The 19811-nt window shown below is 64.6% G+C and carries 17 protein-coding genes and 2 pseudogenes; 14 read left to right on the top strand and 5 right to left on the bottom strand.

Going from position 1 to position 19811, the window contains the following annotated elements:
* Positions 1-150 precede the first annotated feature (150 nt).
* The 6 genes and pseudogenes from ABDB81_RS22940 to ABDB81_RS22915 form a co-directional block, all read left to right on the top strand.
* Positions 151-1998: a CocE/NonD family hydrolase gene (locus ABDB81_RS22940; protein ID WP_346813683.1), complete on the top strand. Its 1848-nt coding sequence runs from the start codon at positions 151-153 to the stop codon at positions 1996-1998.
* 67 nt (positions 1999-2065) lie between these two features.
* On the top strand, positions 2066-3010 hold the full coding sequence (locus tag ABDB81_RS22935) for a LysR substrate-binding domain-containing protein (RefSeq protein ID WP_137928511.1): 945 nt from the start codon (positions 2066-2068) through the stop codon (positions 3008-3010).
* Between the two features lie 280 nt (positions 3011-3290).
* Positions 3291-4079, top strand: coding sequence for an alpha/beta hydrolase (locus tag ABDB81_RS22930; protein ID WP_137928512.1), 789 nt, complete (start codon positions 3291-3293; stop codon positions 4077-4079).
* A 297-nt stretch (positions 4080-4376) separates the two neighbouring features.
* Entirely contained in the window at positions 4377-5783 is a 1407-nt protein-coding gene (locus ABDB81_RS22925; RefSeq protein ID WP_346813682.1) for an SLC13 family permease, read from the top strand.
* 138 nt (positions 5784-5921) lie between these two features.
* Entirely contained in the window at positions 5922-6974 is a 1053-nt protein-coding gene (locus ABDB81_RS22920; protein ID WP_137928514.1) for an alpha/beta hydrolase, read from the top strand.
* Between the two features lie 10 nt (positions 6975-6984).
* Positions 6985-7128 (top strand): annotated as a pseudogene (locus ABDB81_RS22915) (hypothetical protein); the annotation flags it as partial.
* 95 nt (positions 7129-7223) lie between these two features.
* Here ABDB81_RS22915 and ABDB81_RS22910 read toward each other — a convergent pair.
* Positions 7224-8429 (bottom strand): cytochrome P450, encoded by a 1206-nt coding sequence (locus tag ABDB81_RS22910; protein WP_137928516.1) that lies wholly within the window; start codon positions 8427-8429, stop codon positions 7224-7226.
* Between the two features lie 239 nt (positions 8430-8668).
* Between ABDB81_RS22910 and ABDB81_RS22905 the strand changes: the two genes are divergently transcribed.
* The 3 genes from ABDB81_RS22905 (at position 8669) to ABDB81_RS22895 (ending at position 11609) form a co-directional block, all read left to right on the top strand.
* Positions 8669-9301 carry a DUF3299 domain-containing protein gene (locus ABDB81_RS22905; RefSeq protein WP_346813681.1) on the top strand — a complete coding sequence of 211 codons (633 nt, stop codon included), beginning with the start codon at positions 8669-8671 and terminating at the stop codon, positions 9299-9301.
* A gap of 458 nt (positions 9302-9759) precedes the next feature.
* Positions 9760-10248 (top strand): DUF4148 domain-containing protein, encoded by a 489-nt coding sequence (locus tag ABDB81_RS22900; RefSeq protein ID WP_160473587.1) that lies wholly within the window; start codon positions 9760-9762, stop codon positions 10246-10248.
* A gap of 2 nt (positions 10249-10250) precedes the next feature.
* Positions 10251-11609, top strand: coding sequence for a chloride channel protein (locus tag ABDB81_RS22895; protein WP_346813680.1), 1359 nt, complete (start codon positions 10251-10253; stop codon positions 11607-11609).
* Here ABDB81_RS22895 and ABDB81_RS22890 read toward each other — a convergent pair.
* A complete protein-coding gene (locus ABDB81_RS22890) occupies positions 11606-12070 on the bottom strand; it encodes a RidA family protein (RefSeq protein WP_137926875.1) in 465 nt (154 codons plus the stop codon). The genes ABDB81_RS22895 and ABDB81_RS22890 overlap by 4 nt on opposite strands.
* Before the next feature lie 230 nt (positions 12071-12300).
* Here ABDB81_RS22890 and ABDB81_RS22885 point away from each other — a divergent pair, with 230 nt between their 5' ends.
* From ABDB81_RS22885 to lpdA, 4 genes and pseudogenes are all read left to right on the top strand, one after another.
* Positions 12301-13422, top strand: coding sequence for a nitronate monooxygenase (locus tag ABDB81_RS22885; protein WP_346813679.1), 1122 nt, complete (start codon positions 12301-12303; stop codon positions 13420-13422).
* 236 nt (positions 13423-13658) lie between these two features.
* Positions 13659-14390: an SDR family oxidoreductase gene (locus tag ABDB81_RS22880; RefSeq protein ID WP_346813678.1), complete on the top strand. Its 732-nt coding sequence runs from the start codon at positions 13659-13661 to the stop codon at positions 14388-14390.
* A 103-nt stretch (positions 14391-14493) separates the two neighbouring features.
* Positions 14494-14709, top strand: a pseudogene (locus ABDB81_RS22875) (biotin/lipoyl-containing protein); the annotation flags it as partial.
* Between the two features lie 174 nt (positions 14710-14883).
* Entirely contained in the window at positions 14884-16299 is a 1416-nt protein-coding gene (gene lpdA, locus ABDB81_RS22870) for a dihydrolipoyl dehydrogenase (protein ID WP_346813694.1), read from the top strand.
* A 135-nt stretch (positions 16300-16434) separates the two neighbouring features.
* Here lpdA and ABDB81_RS22865 read toward each other — a convergent pair whose 3' ends face one another.
* Complete coding sequence (locus ABDB81_RS22865; RefSeq protein WP_160473583.1) at positions 16435-17418, bottom strand: GlxA family transcriptional regulator; 984 nt, start codon at positions 17416-17418, stop codon at positions 16435-16437.
* A gap of 108 nt (positions 17419-17526) precedes the next feature.
* Here ABDB81_RS22865 and ABDB81_RS22860 point away from each other — a divergent pair, with 108 nt between their 5' ends.
* Positions 17527-18168, top strand: a complete 642-nt coding sequence (locus tag ABDB81_RS22860; protein ID WP_160473582.1) for an HD domain-containing protein — start codon at positions 17527-17529, stop codon at positions 18166-18168.
* Between the two features lie 10 nt (positions 18169-18178).
* Here the strand turns inward: ABDB81_RS22860 and ABDB81_RS22855 are convergent, their stop codons facing one another.
* Both ABDB81_RS22855 and ABDB81_RS22850 read right to left on the bottom strand, forming a co-directional pair.
* Positions 18179-18655, bottom strand: coding sequence for a response regulator (locus ABDB81_RS22855; RefSeq protein ID WP_346813677.1), 477 nt, complete (start codon positions 18653-18655; stop codon positions 18179-18181).
* A 135-nt stretch (positions 18656-18790) separates the two neighbouring features.
* Entirely contained in the window at positions 18791-19810 is a 1020-nt protein-coding gene (locus tag ABDB81_RS22850) for a D-2-hydroxyacid dehydrogenase (protein ID WP_346813676.1), read from the bottom strand.
* Between the last annotated feature and the right edge of the window lies 1 nt (position 19811).

Raw genomic sequence — 19811 nt, 5'->3', positions numbered from 1 at the left:
CGTGCACGCGCCCGCGCGGTTGCGCGCCGCAGCGCACGGGTCATAGGGCACACCTATGGCCAGATCGGAATTTCGTCTTTCCGCAGGCAACGGGTGGCTCCTTACCATGGCAGCGTTCCCTCTGCGCACTTCTTGCCCCCCTAAAAAACGATGTCCGACCTCGATACCCGTGGCAACGCCTGGCTGACGCCGCCGTCCGCCTATCTTGCCAGCCGCCCGTCCCGCTTCGCCGTCCCCGCACAGCCGTTCTCGCAATACCTGCCGATGCGCGATGGCTGCCGCCTCGCTGCCGACATCTATCTGCCGCAGTCGATGGCCGGTTCCGTCGTGCCCGAGCGCGTACCGGCCGTGGTCATCTTCACGCCGTATTACCGTCGATTCCGTCTGACGGGCGCCGGTGCCGAGCCCAGCCCCAATGCGGCCAAGTATCGCGATGCCTTCGTACCAAAAGGCTATGCCGTGGTCGTGGTGGATGTGCGCGGCACGGGCGCGAGCTTTGGCACGCGCGATGCGTTGCGCTCCCCCACCGAGCGCGACGACTACTACGAAGTGGCCGAATGGATTGCCAACCAGCCGTGGTCGAGCGGCAGGATCGGCTCGACGGGTATCTCCTACCTGGGCGCCGCCGCGTGTTTCCTTGCGAGTACGGGCCACCCCGCCGTCAAGGCCATCGCCCCACTGTTCTCGGTGTCGGACATCTACAGTGAACAGCTCTATCCGGGCGGCATGCTGTCGAAGGTATGGGTGGAGGCGTACGACGAACTGATGCTCGCGCTGGATCAGGACCGCCGCGACCTCGTAGCTGGCTTTCCGTACTTCAACGACCCGCGCTTTGCTGGCCCCGAGCGCGTGGATGAAGACACCGATGGCGCGCTGGTGCAGGCTGCGGTCGCCGAGCATCGCAACAACTTCACGCTGGCGGATCTGGCGCCCGAGTTCGCGTATCGCGACGGGGCGGCCTTCCACGATCCCTCGCTCGATTCCGGTAGCTGCAGCCCGTATCGCTATCTCGATGGCATCGCGTCCGACGTCGCGGTCTATTCGATCTCGGGCTGGTATGACGGCGGCGGCTACGCCAATGGCGCGATCACGCGGTTCCTGTCGCTGCCGTCGCACGATAGCCGCCTGCTGCTGGGTCCATGGGATCACGGCGCGCGCACGAACGTATCGCCGTGGCGTGCGCAGCCTTCGTCCGAATTCCCGCTGCTGGCCGAGGTGCTGCGCTTCTTCGATCATCATCTGCTGGACCTTCCCACCGGCCTCGATCGCGAGGCACGCGTGCACTACCACAGCATCCACGACAACCGGTGGAAACCGGCCGATGCGTGGCCACCGGCTCCGGGCAACACGCGACTCTACCTGAACGACGAGGCTGTGCTCTCGACTCGCGCACAGGCAGAAACCACCACGCTTTCCACGCAGGTGAGCTTCGACTGGACCACCGGCCGCCAGACGCGCTACGAGCGGCTGGGGGCGGCCAATATCGAGGACTACTACGCGGACTGGCACCAGCACGAAGCCGCGCTGCCGCACTTCGATTCCGCACCCCTGTCCGCACCGATGGCCATTGCCGGTCACGTGATCGCGCATCTCGACGTGGCATCGTCACAGCCCGACGCCGCAGTGTTCGTCTATCTCTCGGAGGTCGAAGCGAGCGGCACGGTGCGCTATATCACCGAAGGCATGCTGCGCGCCTCGCATCGCAAGGAAGAGCCCTGCCCCGCCGAGTACCGCACCACGTGGCCCTATCGTGCGCACCGCAAGGCCGATGCCGAGCGCCTGACGCCGGGGTGCGCCGTGCCGCTGACGTTTGCGCTGCTGCCGATCGCGTGGACCTTGGCCGAAGGTAGTCGCCTGCGTGTATCCATCGCCGGTGCGGATCGCGGTCATTTCCCACAGGTGCCGCATGGCCGCCCGCCGCAACTGACGCTGACGCTGGGCGGCGAGCGCGGCTGCATGGTCGAGGTTCCTGTCGCAGATCCTGCTGCGGCGCGCTAGCCGTGCGAGTGCCCGGCCTGCACGCAAGGTGCTAGAGTCGGGCATCTCCCAACCGTCAGGCACCGCCATGGATTTCCGGCAGCTTCGCTATTTCGCGCGCATCGTCGAACTCGAAAGCATCACCGCTGCAGCCGATGCGCTGCATATCGCGCAGCCCTCGTTAAGCCAGCACGTGGTCAACCTCGAAGCGGAACTCGACGCCAAGCTGCTGGTGCGCGGCCCCTTTGGTGCACGGCCCACCGAGACCGGACAGATCCTGTATCGCCACGCCAAGATGGTGTTGCGCCAGATGGAAGAAGCGCACGCCGCCGTGCGCCACGGACGCGATGTGCCCTCTGGCCACGTGCGCGTGGGGCTGCCGACGAGCACCTCGCGCGTGCTGGCCGTGCCGTTGCTGCAACTGGTGACGGCCAACGTGCCCGATGTCACCGTGGAAATCGTCGAAGGCAGCAGCGCCGACCTGGCCGAGCTCGTCACCGCGCAGAAGCTCGATCTCTGCATCGCCATGGACGCGCAGCAGCGTCCCAACATGCACCTGATTCCCTTGCTCGATGAAGACCTCATGGCGGTGGGACCCGCCGCCAGCGGTCACGGCAACCAGCCGCTCACGCTGGCCGAGGTGGCCGCCCTGCCATTGCTGCTGCCCAGCTTTCCCAACTCCGTGCGCGTGCTGACCGACCGCGCATTCGTGGCCGCCAACCTCGAACTGCATCTCGTCGCCGAGACCAGTGCCGTCTCCGTCCTGCTCTCTGCCGTCAACGCCGGCATGGGCTGGACGATCTTGCCGTGGAGCGCACTGGCCAACGAGGCACCCGGCGCATTCGTGTGCGTACCGATTTCCGATTCCACGCTCTCGCGTCGCGTGTTTCTCTGCGTGGCGGGTGCTGCACGGCTGAGCCTGGCCTGCAAGACAGTAGAGGCGGCGATACTGCAGTTGATCGTGGATGCGATCGATAGCGGCGCGTGGCAGGGGGTAGCGGCGTTGGGCAGTTTGAAGGGGCAGGCGGAGTAGCTTTTTCCTTTCGGTTTTCTCCCCTCTCCTGCACGCGGGAGAGGGGAGAAACCAGCAGTGATTCAACGACAGCCCCGCTTTCTGCGTCGCACAAATGGCGTGCCGTTAACACGCCAGAAGACCCTTGCCGCACACCCGATACGGCCATCGTGCGAAGAAAAAAGGACTCTCGAAATCGAGGAATTGCCGCTCTGGCGGGTGCACATACTTCGGGCCAGCAACACACGTTGTTCGCTACTTTCCAAAGTCTTGTTATCCCGTGTATCCAGAAGGAAGTCCCATGCCATTCTCCCGCTCCATCCGTTCCGCGATCACCACCATCGCCGCCCTCGCCGCCGTTTCCGTCGCCGGCCTTGTTCATGCCGCGCAGCCCCCCGCCCATCCCACGCCCGTGAAGAACGTGGTGCTCGTCCACGGCCTGTATGCCGATGGCTCCAGTTGGGAGAAAGTGATTCCGCTGCTGCAGGCGCACGGGTTGCACGTCACCTCGGTGCAGAACCCGACCACCTCGCTCGATGCCGATGTGGACGCCGTCAAGCGTGCCATCGCCCAGCAGGACGGCCCGACAGTACTCGTTGGCCACTCCTATGCCGGCATGGTCATCACGCAGGCCGGCGATGATCCGAAGGTCTCGGGCCTCGTCTATATCGCGGCGCGTGCGCCCGATGCTGGCGAGGACTACCCCGCGCTGACCCGCAAGTTCCCCGCCGCGCCGGCCTCCGCTGGCCTGCAATGGTTCGACAACTACGGCAAGCTCTCCGAGCAGGCGTTCGTCAGCGACTTCGCCGGTGACCTCCCGCCGAAGGAGGCGCTTGCGTACTATGCCGTGCAACAGCCCATGGGCCGCGCCATCACCATGGCCAAGACCACGGTGGCCGCGTGGCGTGACAAGCCCACGTGGTACGCCGTGTCGACCGAAGACCGCACGATCAATCCCGATCTGGAGCGCTTCATGGCCAAGCGGATGTCGGCGCGCACCATCGAACTGCCATCCAGCCATGTGTCGCTGATCTCGCATCCGCAGGAAGTGGCGAACCTGATTCTCGACGCCGCAGGGCAATCGCACTGATCGCCTCACCCGGCCGGTCATCGCCGATGGCTGGCCGTTCCGTTCCGCTTTCCGTAAGGATCGCGGACGGTCCTTAATTGATGCCGCGTCCGCGGCACCCTATTGTCTCCCTACAACGAATCCATCGATGCCCGACCGAGGCATCGCCACACCGGAGACAACATGCCTGTTCCTTCCCGCCTGCGCCCGCCGCTGCACTAGCAGCGCCCTGCCCGCGCGGCGGCCACGTGCCGCCAGCCTTTCCTTTGCTGTTTCCGTCAGGCGCGCATCGCGTGCACGCCTGCGATGGAGTTCGCCATGTCGCAACACCTGATATCCATCACTGTGCTCGGACTGATGTTCGTGATTGCCACGGTGCTACCGGTCAACATGGGCGCACTGGCGTTCGTCGGCGCCTTTATCGTCGGTTCCTGGGTGGCCGCCATGCCGGCGAAAGCAATTCTCCTCGGCTTTCCCGCCGACCTGTTCCTGACCCTGGTGGGCATCACCTACCTGTTTGCCGTCGCGCAGAACAACGGCACCATCGACTGGCTGGTCAAACTGGCCGTGCGCGCGGTGGGCGGACGCATCGCGGCCATTCCATGGATCATGTTCCTGATCGCGGCAACGCTGACTGCCGTGGGCGCGGTAAGCCCCGCCGCCGTGGCAATCATTGCGCCCATCGCACTCGGATTCGCGGCGCGCTACGGCATCAATCCGCTAATGATGGGCCTGATGGTGATCCACGGCGCGCAGGGCGGCGGCTTCTCCCCGATCAGCATCTATGGCGGCATTACCAACAAAATCGTGCAAAAAGCGGGGTTGCCGCTCAACGAGATGGCCACGGCGTTCGCCAGCTTCGGCGTCAACCTGGCCGTGGCTGCAGGTCTGTTCGTGGCCTTCGGCGGCCTGCGGTTGATGCGCAAGTCCGCGCCGGCAGTGGCCACTGCCACCTCGCCCGTTGGCGATGTGCTGACCATCGGTGCGCCGTTTGCGGCACGAACCATCCCCGCACAAGGCGCACAGATCTACGGCGATGCCGAGGCCGAAGCGGGAATGGAAGAGCGCAAGACCATGGACCGCGACAGCAATGCCCTGCTCGGCGGCGCCGGTGGGCAGGATGCCGACGCGCCGGCCGGTCTCTATCAATACCTCACCGTGTTCGGCCTGGTCGCCCTGGCGGTGCTCACGCTCTGGCTCAAGCTCGATATCGGCTTTGTCTCGCTGACCATTGCCGTGCTGCTGACGCTGATGGCGCCGGAGCAGCAGAAGCGCGCACTGGGCCAGGTGTCGTGGCCCGAGATCATGCTGATCGTTGGCGTCAGCACCTACGTGGGCGTGATGGACAAGATGGGTACGATCGATTTCGTGGGCCATAGCGTGGCAAACCTCACCTCCCCGCTCGTGGCCGCCTTGCTGCTGTGCTTTGTCGGTGCAGTCGTTTCGGCCTTCGCCTCTTCCACCGCAGTGCTGGGGTCACTGATTCCGCTGGCCGTGCCGTTCCTGCAGCAGGGTTCCGATGTCAGCGCCATCGGCTTTATCGCGGCGATGGCCGTGGCCTCGACCATCGTCGATGTCAGCCCGTTCTCCACCAATGGCGCGCTGGTGCTGGCCAACGCGCAGAACGTGGATCGGCAGGCGTTCTTCCGGAAACTGCTGATCTACGGCGCGGCGGTGACGGTGATTGCCCCGGTTGTGCTGTGGTTTGTCTTTGTGGTGCTGTAGACCTTTTTGTATCACCGAGTACGCCCCTGCCCGGCCATATACACGCCGATACAAAACCCGTGCTCGGCAGACACATGGCATGTGCGCCGGGTTCCTAGACTTCTCTCCAGGTTGTTACCACACACACAGGAGAGAAACATGTCGGAAAACTTCAGCTTGTCTCGTCGCGGTTTCTTCGGTACGGCAGCGGCCACGCTGGCCGCCGCCCAACTGGGTCTGTCCGAAGCCGCCCATGCGGATTCCGGCATCGTCAAGGCACCTGCGCTGCCGGCTACGCAGCCCGGCACGCACACCCGCTTCGAGACGATCAAGCAGGTCCGGGCCGGCGTGCTCGACGTAGGCTACGCTGAAGTTGGCCCGGCAAATGGCCCGGTGGCGCTGCTGCTGCACGGCTGGCCGTACGACATCCACGCCTTTGTTGACGTGGCACCACTGCTGGCCGAACGCGGCTACCGCGTGATCATCCCCTACCTGCGCGGCTATGGCAGCACGCGCTTCCTGTCGGCCAAGACGCCGCGCAACGGCGAACAGGCTGCCATTGCCGCCGACATGATCGACCTGATGGACGCCCTCAAGATCCAGACCGCCGTGGTGGCCGGCTTCGACTGGGGCGCGCGTACCGCCGACATCATGGCCGCCATCTGGCCGGATCGTTGCCGTGGCCTGGTCTCGGTCAGCGGTTACCTGATCGGCAGCCAGGCAGCCGGCGCGCAACCCCTGCCGCCGGAAGCCGAACTGCAGTGGTGGTACCAGTTCTACTTCGCCACCGAGCGCGGCGAGATCGGCTACAAGAAGTACACGCACGACTTTGCCAAGCTGATCTGGAAGCTGGCCTCGCCGAAGTGGGAATTCGACAACGCCACGTTCGACCGTAGCGCCGCCGCGCTGGATAACCCCGACCAGGTGGCCATCACGATCCACAACTATCGCTGGCGCATGGGCCTGGCGAAGGGCGAGGCACGCTTCAACGCGCTGGAAGACCGACTCGCCAAGGCACCGAACATCAGCATTCCGACCATCACGATGGAAGGCGACGCCAACGGCGCCCCGCATCCGAAGCCCAGCGCCTACGCCAGCAAGTTCACGGGCCGCTACGAGTTCCGCGAAATCACTGGCGGCATCGGCCACAACCTGCCACAGGAAGCGCCCACCGCGTTTGCGCAGGCCGTGCTCGACGTGGACAAGAAATAAGGAGGCCAACATGTCGATGCGCCGGATGTTGTTGCTCGTGACCATGGCGCTGTCCGCGCTGGCTTCGGAACTGGGCGGTGCCGGTCATCGGTGTGTGTTCAATGCCATGCCGGGCCAGACGCGCCCGCGCAAGGAAGACGACAAGCCGTCATGAGTTGATGGTGGTGGTAGTGGTAGTGGTAGTGGTGATGGTGATGGTGGTGATGCCGGCGGCGGCGAGAGGAAAGCTCGCCGTCGCCAGTATTGCCGTCAGCGGCCCGCTGTCCTGACCTTCAGCGCTTGCACGCCGCGCAGGTTGTTGCGGCGGTGCCAGGCGAGTTGTTCGAGATCCACCGGCCTGAGGTCCGGAAAGCGCCCCAGCAAGGCGCGAATCGCCACTTCGATTTCCATCATGGCGAGGCGTGCGCCCAGGCAATAGTGGATACCACCGCCGAAGCCCAGCGCCGCCGTGGCATCGCGTTCGATATCGAGGCGGTCCGGATCGGCAAACACGGCGGGATCGCGATTGGCCGCGCCCAGCAGCATGAAGACGATACTGCCGCGCGGCACATGCGCGCCGCCAGCTTCCACGTCTTCCATCGCCGTACGCACCACCATCTGCACGGCGCCATCGTGGCGCATGCACTCGACCACCGCGTTGCGTACGAGCGATGCGTCCGTACGCAGGCGCTGCAACTGGTCCGGATTGCGGAACAGCGCAATCATCGTGTTGCCAATCATGTTCGACGTGGTTTCGTGGCCCGCCACAAACAGCAGGATCACGTTCGAAACAATCTCGTCCACGCTCAGTGTCGTACCGTCTTCCTCCGCGGCGACCAGCGCGGAAATCAGGTCGTCACCGGGATGCGCGCGCCGTTGTGCCACCACATCGCGGAAATGCGCCTCCAGCACCAGCGCCGCTTCATCGGCCAGCGCGAGCTGGTCGGCATCGAGCGGTGCCAGATCGAGCGCCGACGCCAGCCGCGCGGCGTGTGCGCCCAGGCGTTCGCCGTGCTCCAGCGGAATATCGAGCATGCGGCAGATGATCTCCACCGGCAACGGGAGCGCAAAATCCGCCACGATGTCGAACTCGGCCTGCGGCCCGATGCGATCCAGCAGTCGCTGCGTGGTGGCGGCAACGATCTGTCGCATGGCTTCCACCTGCCGCTGGTTGAACGCCTGCATCAGCAGCGCCCGCAGCCGCGTATGCGCGGGCGGATTCATCATCAGAAAGGTGCGGCTCAACGCCTGGAACACCGGCTGCTGCGTGGCGGCCTCGCCGTAGCGCGCCTGCACGCTCTGCAGATACGTCTTGCCCATGCGCCGGTCACGCAGCAGTGCGTCGATCACGGCATGGCGGCCCGTTACGAATACATTCGGACCAAGCGGCAGCAGCGGCCCGGCCTGGCGAATCTGTTCATACAGCGGATAAGGATTCTCGAAGAAAGCGGGGGAGGAAAACGACTGCAGATTCATGAGGGGAGATCGCGCATTGTTCTTGTTCGATCCGCGTTATATCAGCCACCCCTGCCTGCTTCCATGCAGGCTTTGTATCGTAGTGTGTCTGGCAGGGCCCAAGATACATGAGGATGCGGACGGTTTCGAATGGTTGCAAATTTGGAGCCATCCCTGTGTTTGCACCCCTCTCCCACTTCATGGGAGAGGGGTGCAAACCCGCGCTAGAATGGCCCCTCGCCCGCCGTCCCCGCCCTGCCATGCCCCGCCGTTCCGCTCCCCGCAAACTTCCGCGATCCCTGCGTATTGCCGCCATGGCCACGGCGGGCGTGCTCGCGTTGATGGCGGCCGGGCAGGCGTTCTTTGGCAAACCCGCGTCGAAGCCCCGTACGCCGCCGGTGGTCTCGAAACCTGCAGCCCCGGCCCCGGCGCCGAGCATCGAAACCGTTGCCTGGGAGACGCTGCGTCCTGCGGACTGGGATCCGATGAAGCCGTTCAAGGGCCTCGACATCGCGAAACTGGAGGACGACGATCCGCGTGCGCAGCAGGCGCTCGACGAGGCCAAGGTGTACTGGCAGAACGCGCCGATGAATCCTGCGCTCGACGGCCGCGGTGCGCGGATGACGGGGTATGTGGTGTCGCTCGAAGGCGAGGGGGAGGCGATCCGCGAGTTCCTGCTCGTGCCCTACTTTGGCGCATGTATCCATACGCCACCCCCGCCAGCCAACCAGGTGGTTCACGTGGTGGCGAACGAAGCGTCACGCAATTTCCGCACGATGGATGTGGTGACGGTCAGCGGCACGATGCGTGTCAAGGCGTCGCAAACGATGATGGGCGATGCCGGCTACCAGTTGACCGGTGCTGCCGTGGAAAATGTGAAGCCCGCATTCTGACGCTGGGCTCGCACGGACGCTCGATGTCATCGGTGACCGCTGGCCGCTGCGGTTCCCGGTCGTGGTGGCGCACTGGGCCAATGGGGCGAGCCGCAGCGCTTCACGCGTGGCGAACGTCACTCGGTATTGACCGACACGCGCACCGGCAAACCTGTGCCGCGCATGGCGCCCATGGACAAGGACGGCAATATCCTGTCGCCCGCCAATACCGAAGTGCACAAGGTGACCTGAGCCAACCTCGCGCAGCAGGCCGCTTATGCCGAGAGTAAGGTGACACTGGACAAGTAGATAGTACGGTCCACCCGCCCCGGTTTGCGGATCGGCCCCGAGGCGTGGCATCCCTGAATCGTGCGTGCGAATCTGAAAATCGCACCCTCCTTGCGCGAGCAATATGACTTCCGACGCTTCCACAACGTCGCATCACTTGAAGTCCTAAACCTCTGTGCAAGGAGCACATCATGAAGAAGTTGACCCTGCTCGCCAGCGCCGCAATCCTCGCATTGCCCGCCATGGCTTTCGCCCAAAGCACCGTTCAGAATGGCGCCGAAACCCGCGCACAGGTGCGTGCCGACCTGATCGCCGTGGAGAAGGCTGGCTACGATCCGGCCCTGTCGAACGACAACTATCCGGCTGACATCCAGGCCGCCGAAGCCAAGGTATCGGCCGAGGAAGGCATCCGCGCACCGAAGCCGCTGACGCGCGCCCAGGTCCGTCAGGATCTGGTCAATGTGGAGAAGGAAGGCTACGACCCGTTCCGCACGGACTACAACTACCCGGTGGATCTGCAGAAGGCCGAAGCCAAGCTGTCGCAGGCGCAGGCATCGACGGTGTCGAACGCGACGTATGCCACGCAGCCGCAGGTGCAGGCGAAGATGACGTCGATGAAGGCAGCCACTTACGTGCCGCGTATCGACCGTCCGCGTAACCCGTTCTTCGACGGCGCCTGAGTATGGGTGCAAGGCCACATGACCTGATCGTCGAGCCCGCCGCCGCACGCAATGTTCCGCGTGGCGGCTGGCGCCTGCCCCTGGTAGCGGCGCTGACCGCCGTCGGCGCCGGACTGGGCGGCATGGCCCTGGCGATGCTCCTGCACGCCATCCAGCATCTGGCCTATCACTACAGCCTGGCCGAGGTCATCGGCCACCAGAGTTTTCTGTCGGGTGTGGAACATGCCACGCCGCTGCGCCGGCTCGCTGCACTTGTTGTGGCCGGCATCGTGGCAGGCGCGGGATGGTTCCTGCTCTATCGTTTCGGCCGCCCGCTGGTGGGTATCCGGCGCGCGGTGGGCGACGCGGACGTCTCGCTGCCTGCACCACCCCGCATGCCTGTCTTCACCACGGTCTGCCACGCTTTGCTGCAGATCGTCACCGTCGCGCTAGGTTCGCCCCTGGGCCGCGAAGTGGCACCGCGCGAGATTGGCGCGCTCATCGGACAACGCCTGTCGGCAGCATTCGCCCTGCCCGCCCCCTGGCAACGCCGGATAGTCGCCGCAGGTGCGGGCGCCGGACTGGCCGCTGTCTACAACGTCCCGTTCGCAGGCGCCCTGTTCACGCTCGAAGTCCTGCTGCAAAGTTTTCAGCCCTCCACGGCGGTATTGGCGATTTTCATGTCGACCGTCGCGGCATTGGTCGCTTCGATGGGTCTCGGGTCGGAAGTCCAGTACACGCTGCCCGCATTCACGCCGGGCTTGCCGCTGCTTGCATGGGCCGCACTCTTCGGACCGATCGCCGGACTCGCCGCCCACCTGTTTGCCAAAGTCACCGCCACTGCACGCCTGCACGCCGCGCGTTCCTGGCGCCTGCCTGTGTTCTGCCTGCTGAACTTCACATTGATCGGTCTGCTGGCGATGGTCTTTCCCGAACTGCCGGGCAACGGCAAAGGTCCCGCGCTGCTCGGTTTCACTGGCCAGATCGCCATCGGCCTCGCCATCACACTGCTGGCGCTCAAGCTCGCGATCATCTGCTCCTCGCTGCGCGCGGGTGCGATGGGCGGACTGCTGACGCCCGGGCTGGCTTGCGGCGCGCTGATTGGCGTGATCGCCGCAGGGTTCTGGAACATGTTCCTGCCCAATGTCCCGGTGGGCGCCTGCGCCGTCATCGGTGGCGCAGCCTTCCTCGCCACGTCGATGCAGATGCCGCTGACGGCCATCGTGCTGGTAGGCGAGTTCACGCATCTGCAATACGACATGCTGCCAGCCGTGGCACTCGCCGTGGTGGGATCGGTGTGTGCGCAGCGGCTGTACGCCGCACACGTGTCCACGCCGGTGCCGGCAGCCGTCGTCCCGGCAGGCACCCGCGGCGCGGCCTAATCCTTGATCTGCGCGATCACCACAAGGATCACCGCTGCATTGCCGGGCTGCTGCGTCTGCGAATAGGCCGCGCGCGCATGTCCGGCCTTGTCGCCCAATACCTCCGCAAACAGGTCCGATGCACCGTCGAGCACGGCGGGTTGATCGAACACGCCCGGCGCGCTCGTAACGTGCCCTTCCACGCGCACGATGTGATCAAGCCGGTCGAAACTGCCGAGATACGCACGAATCTGCGCCAATACATTCAATGCGGCCAGCGCCGCCGCTTGCTTGCCTTCTGCAACGCTCAGGTCGCGGCCCACCTGCCCGGTCCACGCCACCTTGCCATCACGCAACGGCAACTGTCCTGATATGAACAACAGATCGCCCGCACGGCTGACGGCGGTGTAGCTGCCCAGCGGTTGGGGCGGCGGCGGCAGTGTCAGGCCGCGCGCGGCCAGTTTCGATTCGATGGTGCTCATGGCAGTCTCCGGGGTAGTCATTGATCAAGGGATGCGAACCTGCGGCCAACTATAGGAACCGCCCCGCCGCGGATAAACCCCGGCGCTGGCACATGACTTGATACGCTGAGGAACAACTCAAGTCGCACGCTTTCCCCTATCATCGCGAAATCAGCATTTACATTGCATCTTTCATCTTGTTTCGAGATGAAATCCATCTCGCCGGCTGCGCCTTATCTGGAGACTGCAACATGACTTCGCCCACCTGGTCCGCTTCGTCCGCTTCGATCTTCCTGAACCGTCTTGGCCTGACCTCACCGATCATCCAGGCGCCGATGGCCGGCGTGAGCACCCCGGCACTGGCCGCCGCCGTGAGCAACGCGGGCGGCCTTGGGTCTCTCGGGGTCGGTGCGATGGATGCCGAGGCCGCCCGCAAGGCCATCGCCGAAACCCGCGCGTTGACGTCCAAAGCCATCAATATCAACCTGTTCTGCCATACGCCCGCGCAGGCCGACAGCCAGCGCGAACTGGCATGGCTCGACTACCTCGCATCGGTCTTTGCGGAATTCGGTGCCAAGCCGCCCGAATCGCTGCGTGAGATTTATCAGTCGTTCCAGACCGATAAAGCCATGCTGCAGATGTTGCTCGAAGAACGCCCTGCCGTGGTCAGCTTCCATTTCGGGCTGCCCGACGCTGCCAAGATCCGCGCGCTGCACGACGCCGGCATCTACCTGATGGCGTCGGCCACCTCGCGGGAGGAAGCACGGCTGATCGAAGCGGCGGGCATCGATGCCATCGTCGCGCAGGGTATCGAAGCCGGCGGCCATCGCGGCGTGTTCGATCCGAAGCAATACGACGAAGGACTCGGCACGATGGCGCTGGTGCGCGTGCTGGTACGTGAAACACGCCTGCCCGTGATTGCGGCGGGCGGCATCATGGATGGTGCCGGCATCGCAGCGGCGCTAGCCCTCGGTGCGGCGGCCGCCCAACTCGGCACGGCTTTCGTGGCGTGTCCCGAAACGTCGTCCGATGCCGCGTATCGCGCCATCCTGGCCTCGGCGCAGACACCACCTACCACGCTGACCCAAGCCATCTCGGGCCGCGCCGCACGCGGTTTCACGAACCGCTTCACGGCACTCGGCATGGCGGCTAACGCGCCAGCGGCCCCGGACTATCCGATCGCCTACGATGCCGGCAAAGCGCTCCACGCCGCCGCCAAGGCACAAGGCTCGGCAGCTTTCGCCGCGCAATGGGCGGGACAAGCGGTGCCGCTGGCGCGAGCGCTGCCGGCTGCGGAACTGATGCGGGTGTTGAATGGGGAGTTGGCCGAAGCCGTTGATGGGTTGGCGGGATTGCGCGCGACGTTGCGCTGACCACCGGCGATCGTTCGCGATCGCAACCGGTTTTTTTCAGGAGGCTGGTGCCAGTGGCACCGGCCTTTTTTGTTGCGGCGTTGACTGGCCTCGGACTGCACTTGTTCCCCCCACGCACAAGTCTTTGTGCCGCCAGGCCGTTCAACTGAGGCGGATCGTCACCTAAATTTGCATCCATCGACCACGTCGGTTCGATTGGCAAATCGCCAAGGTCAACCTAGATACGAGATCCCATCATGAGCACGCAAACCACCTCCTCCTCCAACGAAACCAAGGTCGCCATCGTCACGGGCGCCTCGCAAGGCATCGGTGCCGAGCTGGTCAAGGCCTATCGCCAACGCGGCTACCGCGTGGTGGCCACGGCCCGCAGCATCAAGCCGTCCGATGACGCCGATATCCTTGCCGTGGCAGGCGATATCGCCGATGCGGACACGGCCCGCCGCGTGGTGTCCACCGCCATCGAGAAATTCGGCCGCGTGGATGCGCTGGTGAACAACGCCGGCATCTTCATTGCCAAGCCGTTCACGCAATACACCGCCGAAGACTTCGCCACCAAGACCGGCGTGAACCTGGCTGGCTTCTTCCACATCACGCAGCTCGCCATCAGCCAGATGGAAAAGCAGGGCCGCGGCCACGTGGTGAGCATCACCACGAGCCTGGTGGACCACGCCATCGACGGTGTGCCTTCGGTGCTGGCCTCGCTGACCAAGGGCGGCATCAACGCCGCTACCAAGTCGCTGGCTGTGGAATATGCCAAGCGTGGCATTCGCGTGAACGCGGTGTCGCCTGGCATCATCAAGTCGCCGATGCACGCCCCTGAAACCCACGCTGCACTGGGCGCGCTCCACCCGATGGGCCATATGGGCGAAATGAGCGACATCGTGGACGCCGTGCTCTTCCTGGAATCGGCACCGTTCGTGACCGGCGAGATCCTGCACGTCGACGGTGGTCAGAGCGCCGGCCACTAAGACGCATCACACATCAAGGGTAAACCCTTAATCATCCTTCAGGTAGCCGTGAGCGCACTCTCCTAGACTGGAAGCTTTCGCCACGGCTACCTAAGGAACCCTAATGGCCACGATCGAAGTGAAGGTGCCCCAGCTCTCCGAATCGGTTTCGGAAGCTACGCTGCTGCAGTGGAAGAAGAAGCCCGGCGAGGCCGTGGCCATCGACGAGATCCTCGTGGAACTCGAAACGGACAAGGTCACGCTCGAAGTGCCTTGCCCCGCAGCCGGTGTACTGGCGCAGATCGTTCAGCCAGATGGGGCGACGGTGCAGGCCGAACAGGTCATCGCCGTGGTGGACACCGAAGCCAAGGCCACGGCGGCGGCCCCTGCACCTTCCTCGCCTTCTGCTTCTCCAGTCCCTTCACCAGCCCCCTCCCCTGCACCCTCCTCAACACCTGCACCGGTCGCAGCTTCAGGCGGCGGCGCTCCCGCATCGGCCACGGCCGACTACGATGTGATCGTGATCGGCTCCGGCCCCGGCGGGTACATCGCGGCCATCCGCGCGGCGCAGCTCGGCAAGACCGTGGCTTGCATCGAAGAGTGGAAAGACCCCAGCGGCAAGCCTCGCCTCGGCGGCACATGCCTCAACGTGGGCTGCATCCCGAGCAAGGCGCTGCTGGCATCGTCCGAACATTTCGAGCAGGCGCAGCACGATCTTGCGGATCACGGCGTCAACGTCAAGGGTGTCTCCCTGGATCTCGCCAAGATGATCGGCCGCAAGGCGGCTATCGTCGACAAGTTCACGGGCGGCGTGGAGTTCCTGTTCCGCAAGAACAAGGTCACCTGGATCAAGGGACACGGCAAGTTCAAGGGCCGCGCGGCGGACGGCGTGGTCACCGTGGAAGCCATCGAGGGCAAGGACGCCAATTCCTATACCGCACGCAACGTCATCATCGCCACGGGCTCCAAGGCGCGACACCTGCCTAACGTGCCCGTGGACAACAAGATCGTTTCCGATAACGAGGGCGCACTGTCCTTCGATTCGGTGCCGAAGACGCTGGCCGTGATCGGCGCTGGTGTGATCGGACTCGAACTCGGGTCCGTCTGGCGACGGCTGGGCGCGGAGGTGACGCTGCTCGAAGCGCTGCCGACGTTCCTGGGCACCGTGGACGAAGCCATCGCCAAGGAAGCCGCCAAGCAGTTCAACAAGCAGGGGCTGGCGATTCACCTCGGCGTGAACATCGGCGAGATCAAGACCTCGGCCAAGGGCGTGAGCATCGCCTACAAGGACCGCGATGGCGCGGACCAGAAACTCGACGCCGACCGTCTGATCGTCTCCATCGGCCGCGTGCCGAATACCGACAACCTCGGTCTCGATGCCGTGGGCTTGTCAGCGGACGCACGTGGCTTCATCCCGGTGGACGACCAGTGCCGCACGTCGGTGCCCGGCATCTACGCGCTTGGCGATGTGGTGCGCGGACCGATGCTTGCCCATAAGGCCGAGGACGAAGGCGTGATGGTGGCCGAAGTCATCGACGGCCAGAAGCCGCACATCGACTACAACTGCATTCCGTGGGTCATCTACACCGCACCGGAAATCGCCTGGGTCGGCAAGACCGAAGCCCAACTCAAGGCCGAAGGCCGTGCCTACAAGACCGGCCAGTTCCCGATGACCGCCAACGGCCGCGCGCTCGGCCTGGGCCGCCCCGAAGGCTTCATCAAGATGATCGCCGATGCCAACACCGACGAACTGCTGGGCGTACACATCATCTCGGTCAACGCCTCGGACCTGATCGCCGAAGGCGTGGTCGCCATGGAATTCAAGGCAGCATCGGAAGACATCGGCATGATCAGCCACCCGCATCCATCGCTGTCGGAGGTCATGCGCGAGGCCGCGCTTGCGGTGCAGAAGCGGGCGTTGAATATGTAGTTCTATCGACCGCTTCTTGGTTGACTCCCCTCTCCCACTGGCATGGGAGAGGGAGCGCATAGCAGAGGACGTTGGCCTTTACGACACGCTTGTTTTTCTCCCATAGCGAAGGGCGTTGGAATACTCCGAAACGCCCTACCCCAACACCCCCACAAATCGCTTCCGATAGTCCGCCGGCGTTACCCCCACCACGCGCAAAAATGCCCGCCTGAACGTATCGATGTTCGTGAAGCCGCAGGCTGCCGCTGCCTGCTTCGGCGCGATGATGCCTTCCTCCAGCAATTGCCGCGCGGCGGCTACGCGGGCGCCCTCCACCCAACTCGCGGGTGTGACACCGACCTCTTCCTGGAACAGACGAGACAGATGCCGTGGACTGACGCCGAGGCGTGCAGCCAGGCTGGGGACATCGTGCGGTTCGGCGGGATGGGCGGCGACCCAGCGCTGGAGTTCCTGCAGTGCCGAACGATTGGCAGCGGGTGTTTCGCGGCGACTGAACTGCATCTGGCCACCGGGCCGTCGAAAGAACATCACCAGTTGGCTGGCGACGCGCATGGCGATATCCCGGCCCAGGTCTTCCTCCACGAGCGACAACGCCAGATCCATGCCGGCCGTGACCCCTGCCGCGGTACGCAGCTTGCCATCGCGCACGTGGATGGCATCGGCATCGACAGTGACATGCGGGAACCTTGCGGCCAGCGCGTCGGCGTCGGCCCAGTGCGTGGTGATGCGGCGTCCATCGAGCAGACCGGCCTCGGCCAGCAGGAACGCCCCGCTGCACACCGAACCATAACGCCGCGTCGTCGGCGCCACACGGCGCAGCCAGTCGAGCAATGCCGGGGCCACCTCCGCGTCTGCGGCGTGGGGTGCGCCCGCCACAAGCAGTGTGTGGATGCGAGGCAGTTTGCGCGCCCTGGGATCGTCCTCGATGACGATGTCCGGCATCAGGCGCACCCCCGACGAGGCCCGCACCGGCCCGCGACCAAGCGCCACGAGATCGAGGTGATAGATCTCGGCCCCGGCCTGGCGGTTGGCCTCGGCAAACACATCGAGTGGCCCCGAGACGTCCAGCAACTGCACACCCTCGATGGCGAGCAGGCCAATGTTTCGCGAAGCCGGCATGGCAGCGTCCTGTTAACGTCAGTTTGTCCTATATCGTCGTATTACGACGATTGAAGCCATCCTACCGCGCTCCTACACTCGCTTCAACCCCAAGCGAAGGAGTCCACCATGCGCTTCACCACCGGCGACATCGCCATCCCCGACAGCCAGCTGGCTCGCGAGATCACCGAACTCGTGCGCGATACCGAATCACCGCTGTTGTTCCATCACTCCAGCCGCGTCTATTACTGGGCAGCGTTGGCCGGTAAGCATCGCGCCCTGTGCTATGACCCCGAACTGCTCTACGCAGGCGCCATGTTCCATGACATGGGGCTGACCCATGCACATGGCAGCGCCGACAAGCGATTCGAAGTAGATGGTGCCAACGCCGCCGCGGACTTTTTGCGCAGCCGGGGCATCGGCGAGCGCGAAGTGGAAAAGGTATGGACGGCCATCGCGCTGCATACCACGCCGGGCGTCCCAGAATTCATGGCACCTGAAATTGCGCTAGTCACGGCGGGTGTGGAGATGGACGTGCTTGGCATCCGCTACGACACGTTCGCCGATGCGGATCGCGAAGCCGTGGTGCATGCGCATCCACGCACCGAACACTTCAAGGAGGACATCATCCAGGCGTTCTACGATGGCATCCGTCACAAGCCCGATACCACGTTCGGCAATGTCAAGGCCGATGTCATTGCCGACAAGGAACCGCACTTTCATCGTGGCAACTTCTGCAGCGTGATCCGCTGTTCGGCCTGGAAAGGGTGAAGCCGTCGACTCAATCGGTATGAGGAAGACAGGCACGCAGGACACCGGCCAGCATCTCGGCGCTAGCCGGCTTTTCCAGCACCAGATCGATACCGGCGGCCCGGCACGCCTGTTCTATGGCCGGACTCACAGTGGCCGAGATGGCGACGATCGGTAGATGCGGTACTTTGTTACGTTGTTCCCGGCTCCGGACGGATCGGGCCAGCGTGAGGCCATCCATGCCGGGCAGGTCGATGTCGGTCAGCAGCATGGCAACATCCTGCGCCTGCAGCGCGGCCCAGGCCGCATGTCCGTGCTCGCACGACACGACCTCGCACGGCATGGCCGCGCGCAGTTGCTCCGCCAGCGCCATCAGGCAAAACGGATGATCGTCGGCCAGCACGATGCGCGGCAGCTTGTTGACGCGCACGGCAGACGATGCCGTACGCGTGGTGGTGGCCGGCGGCGTAGCGAACGTGGGCTGGACGAACAATGCAAGGCTGGGCATGGCGCGGACCGGACGCATTCCGGATAGAAACAGTGATGGTTGCGATCCCTGTATTGTGCGCGCCACGCTCTCTCGCAGGTTGCGGAAATTTCCGCAAATCACGGTGGAAAGTTCTCAATTTCTCATTTTTTCGACTTACCCCGTGACCCGGTTCATCAGAACATCGCCGCGTGTCCAGCGCCGGAGATTGTCGAGGAACATTTCCACCACGCGCGCGGCGTTGCCATCGGAGAATCCCGCGCTGTGCGGCGTGGCGATGACGTTGGGAAGCATCCAGAGTGGCGACGTGGCCGGCAGCGGTTCATGCGCAAAGACATCCAGATAGGCGCCGCCGAGATGACCATTGCCCAATACCTCGATCAGCGCCGTTTCGTCCACGATCTCGCCACGTGCCACGTTGACCAGTCGCGCACCCGCTGGCAGGCGCTGTAGCGCGGCGCCATCGATCAGCCCACGCGTGCGGTCGGTCAGCGGGCAGGCCAGGATCAGCCAGTCAGTCTGCGGGAGGATCGCGTCGAGGACATCGAACGTGGCCGTGGCGAACCCCTCGCCGGCCGGCGTGGCACGCTGCCTGATCACGGTGACGGACAGGCCCAGCACGCGCAGTACCGCGCCAATCTGCTGGCCGATCGGACCCCACCCCAGGATCGTCGCTCGCTGGCCCTGCAGATCGCGCGGCATGCCGCTACCGATCAGCGGCGCCCATCGTTGCGTGCGCTGGGCATCCATCAGTTGCGGAAAATGCCGGGCCAGCGCGAGCACACCCGCCAGCGCGGTTTGCGCCACGACTCCCGCGTTAGATCCCGACGACGTGGTCACGTCCACGCCACGTTCCCGCAGTTGCAGGAAGATCGCGCGATCCGCGCCGGCCGAGTGCGTATGCACCCAGCGCAACGACGGCGCCTCGCGCATCGCGTTGTAGAACCGTTCCGTGGCCGGCAGGACCTCATGCTTGGTCGACAGTCCCGTGACGTCGCGGGAGACGAAGGCGACATCGGCATCGATGGAACGCGGATCGTCGATGTCTGGTGCGGACACCGGCTCCCACGCATGACCAGCCATGGCGTTGTCGATGGCATCACGATGGGCATCGAGCGCTGCCATCGACAACAGGATGCGCAGCGGTGCCGCGCCGGATTCGGACCTCGTCGCCATC

Source organism: Cupriavidus sp. DL-D2 (assembly GCF_039710735.1).
Taxonomy (GTDB): Bacteria; Pseudomonadota; Gammaproteobacteria; order Burkholderiales; family Burkholderiaceae; genus Cupriavidus.
This window is presented reverse-complemented; position numbering and strand designations above follow the sequence as displayed.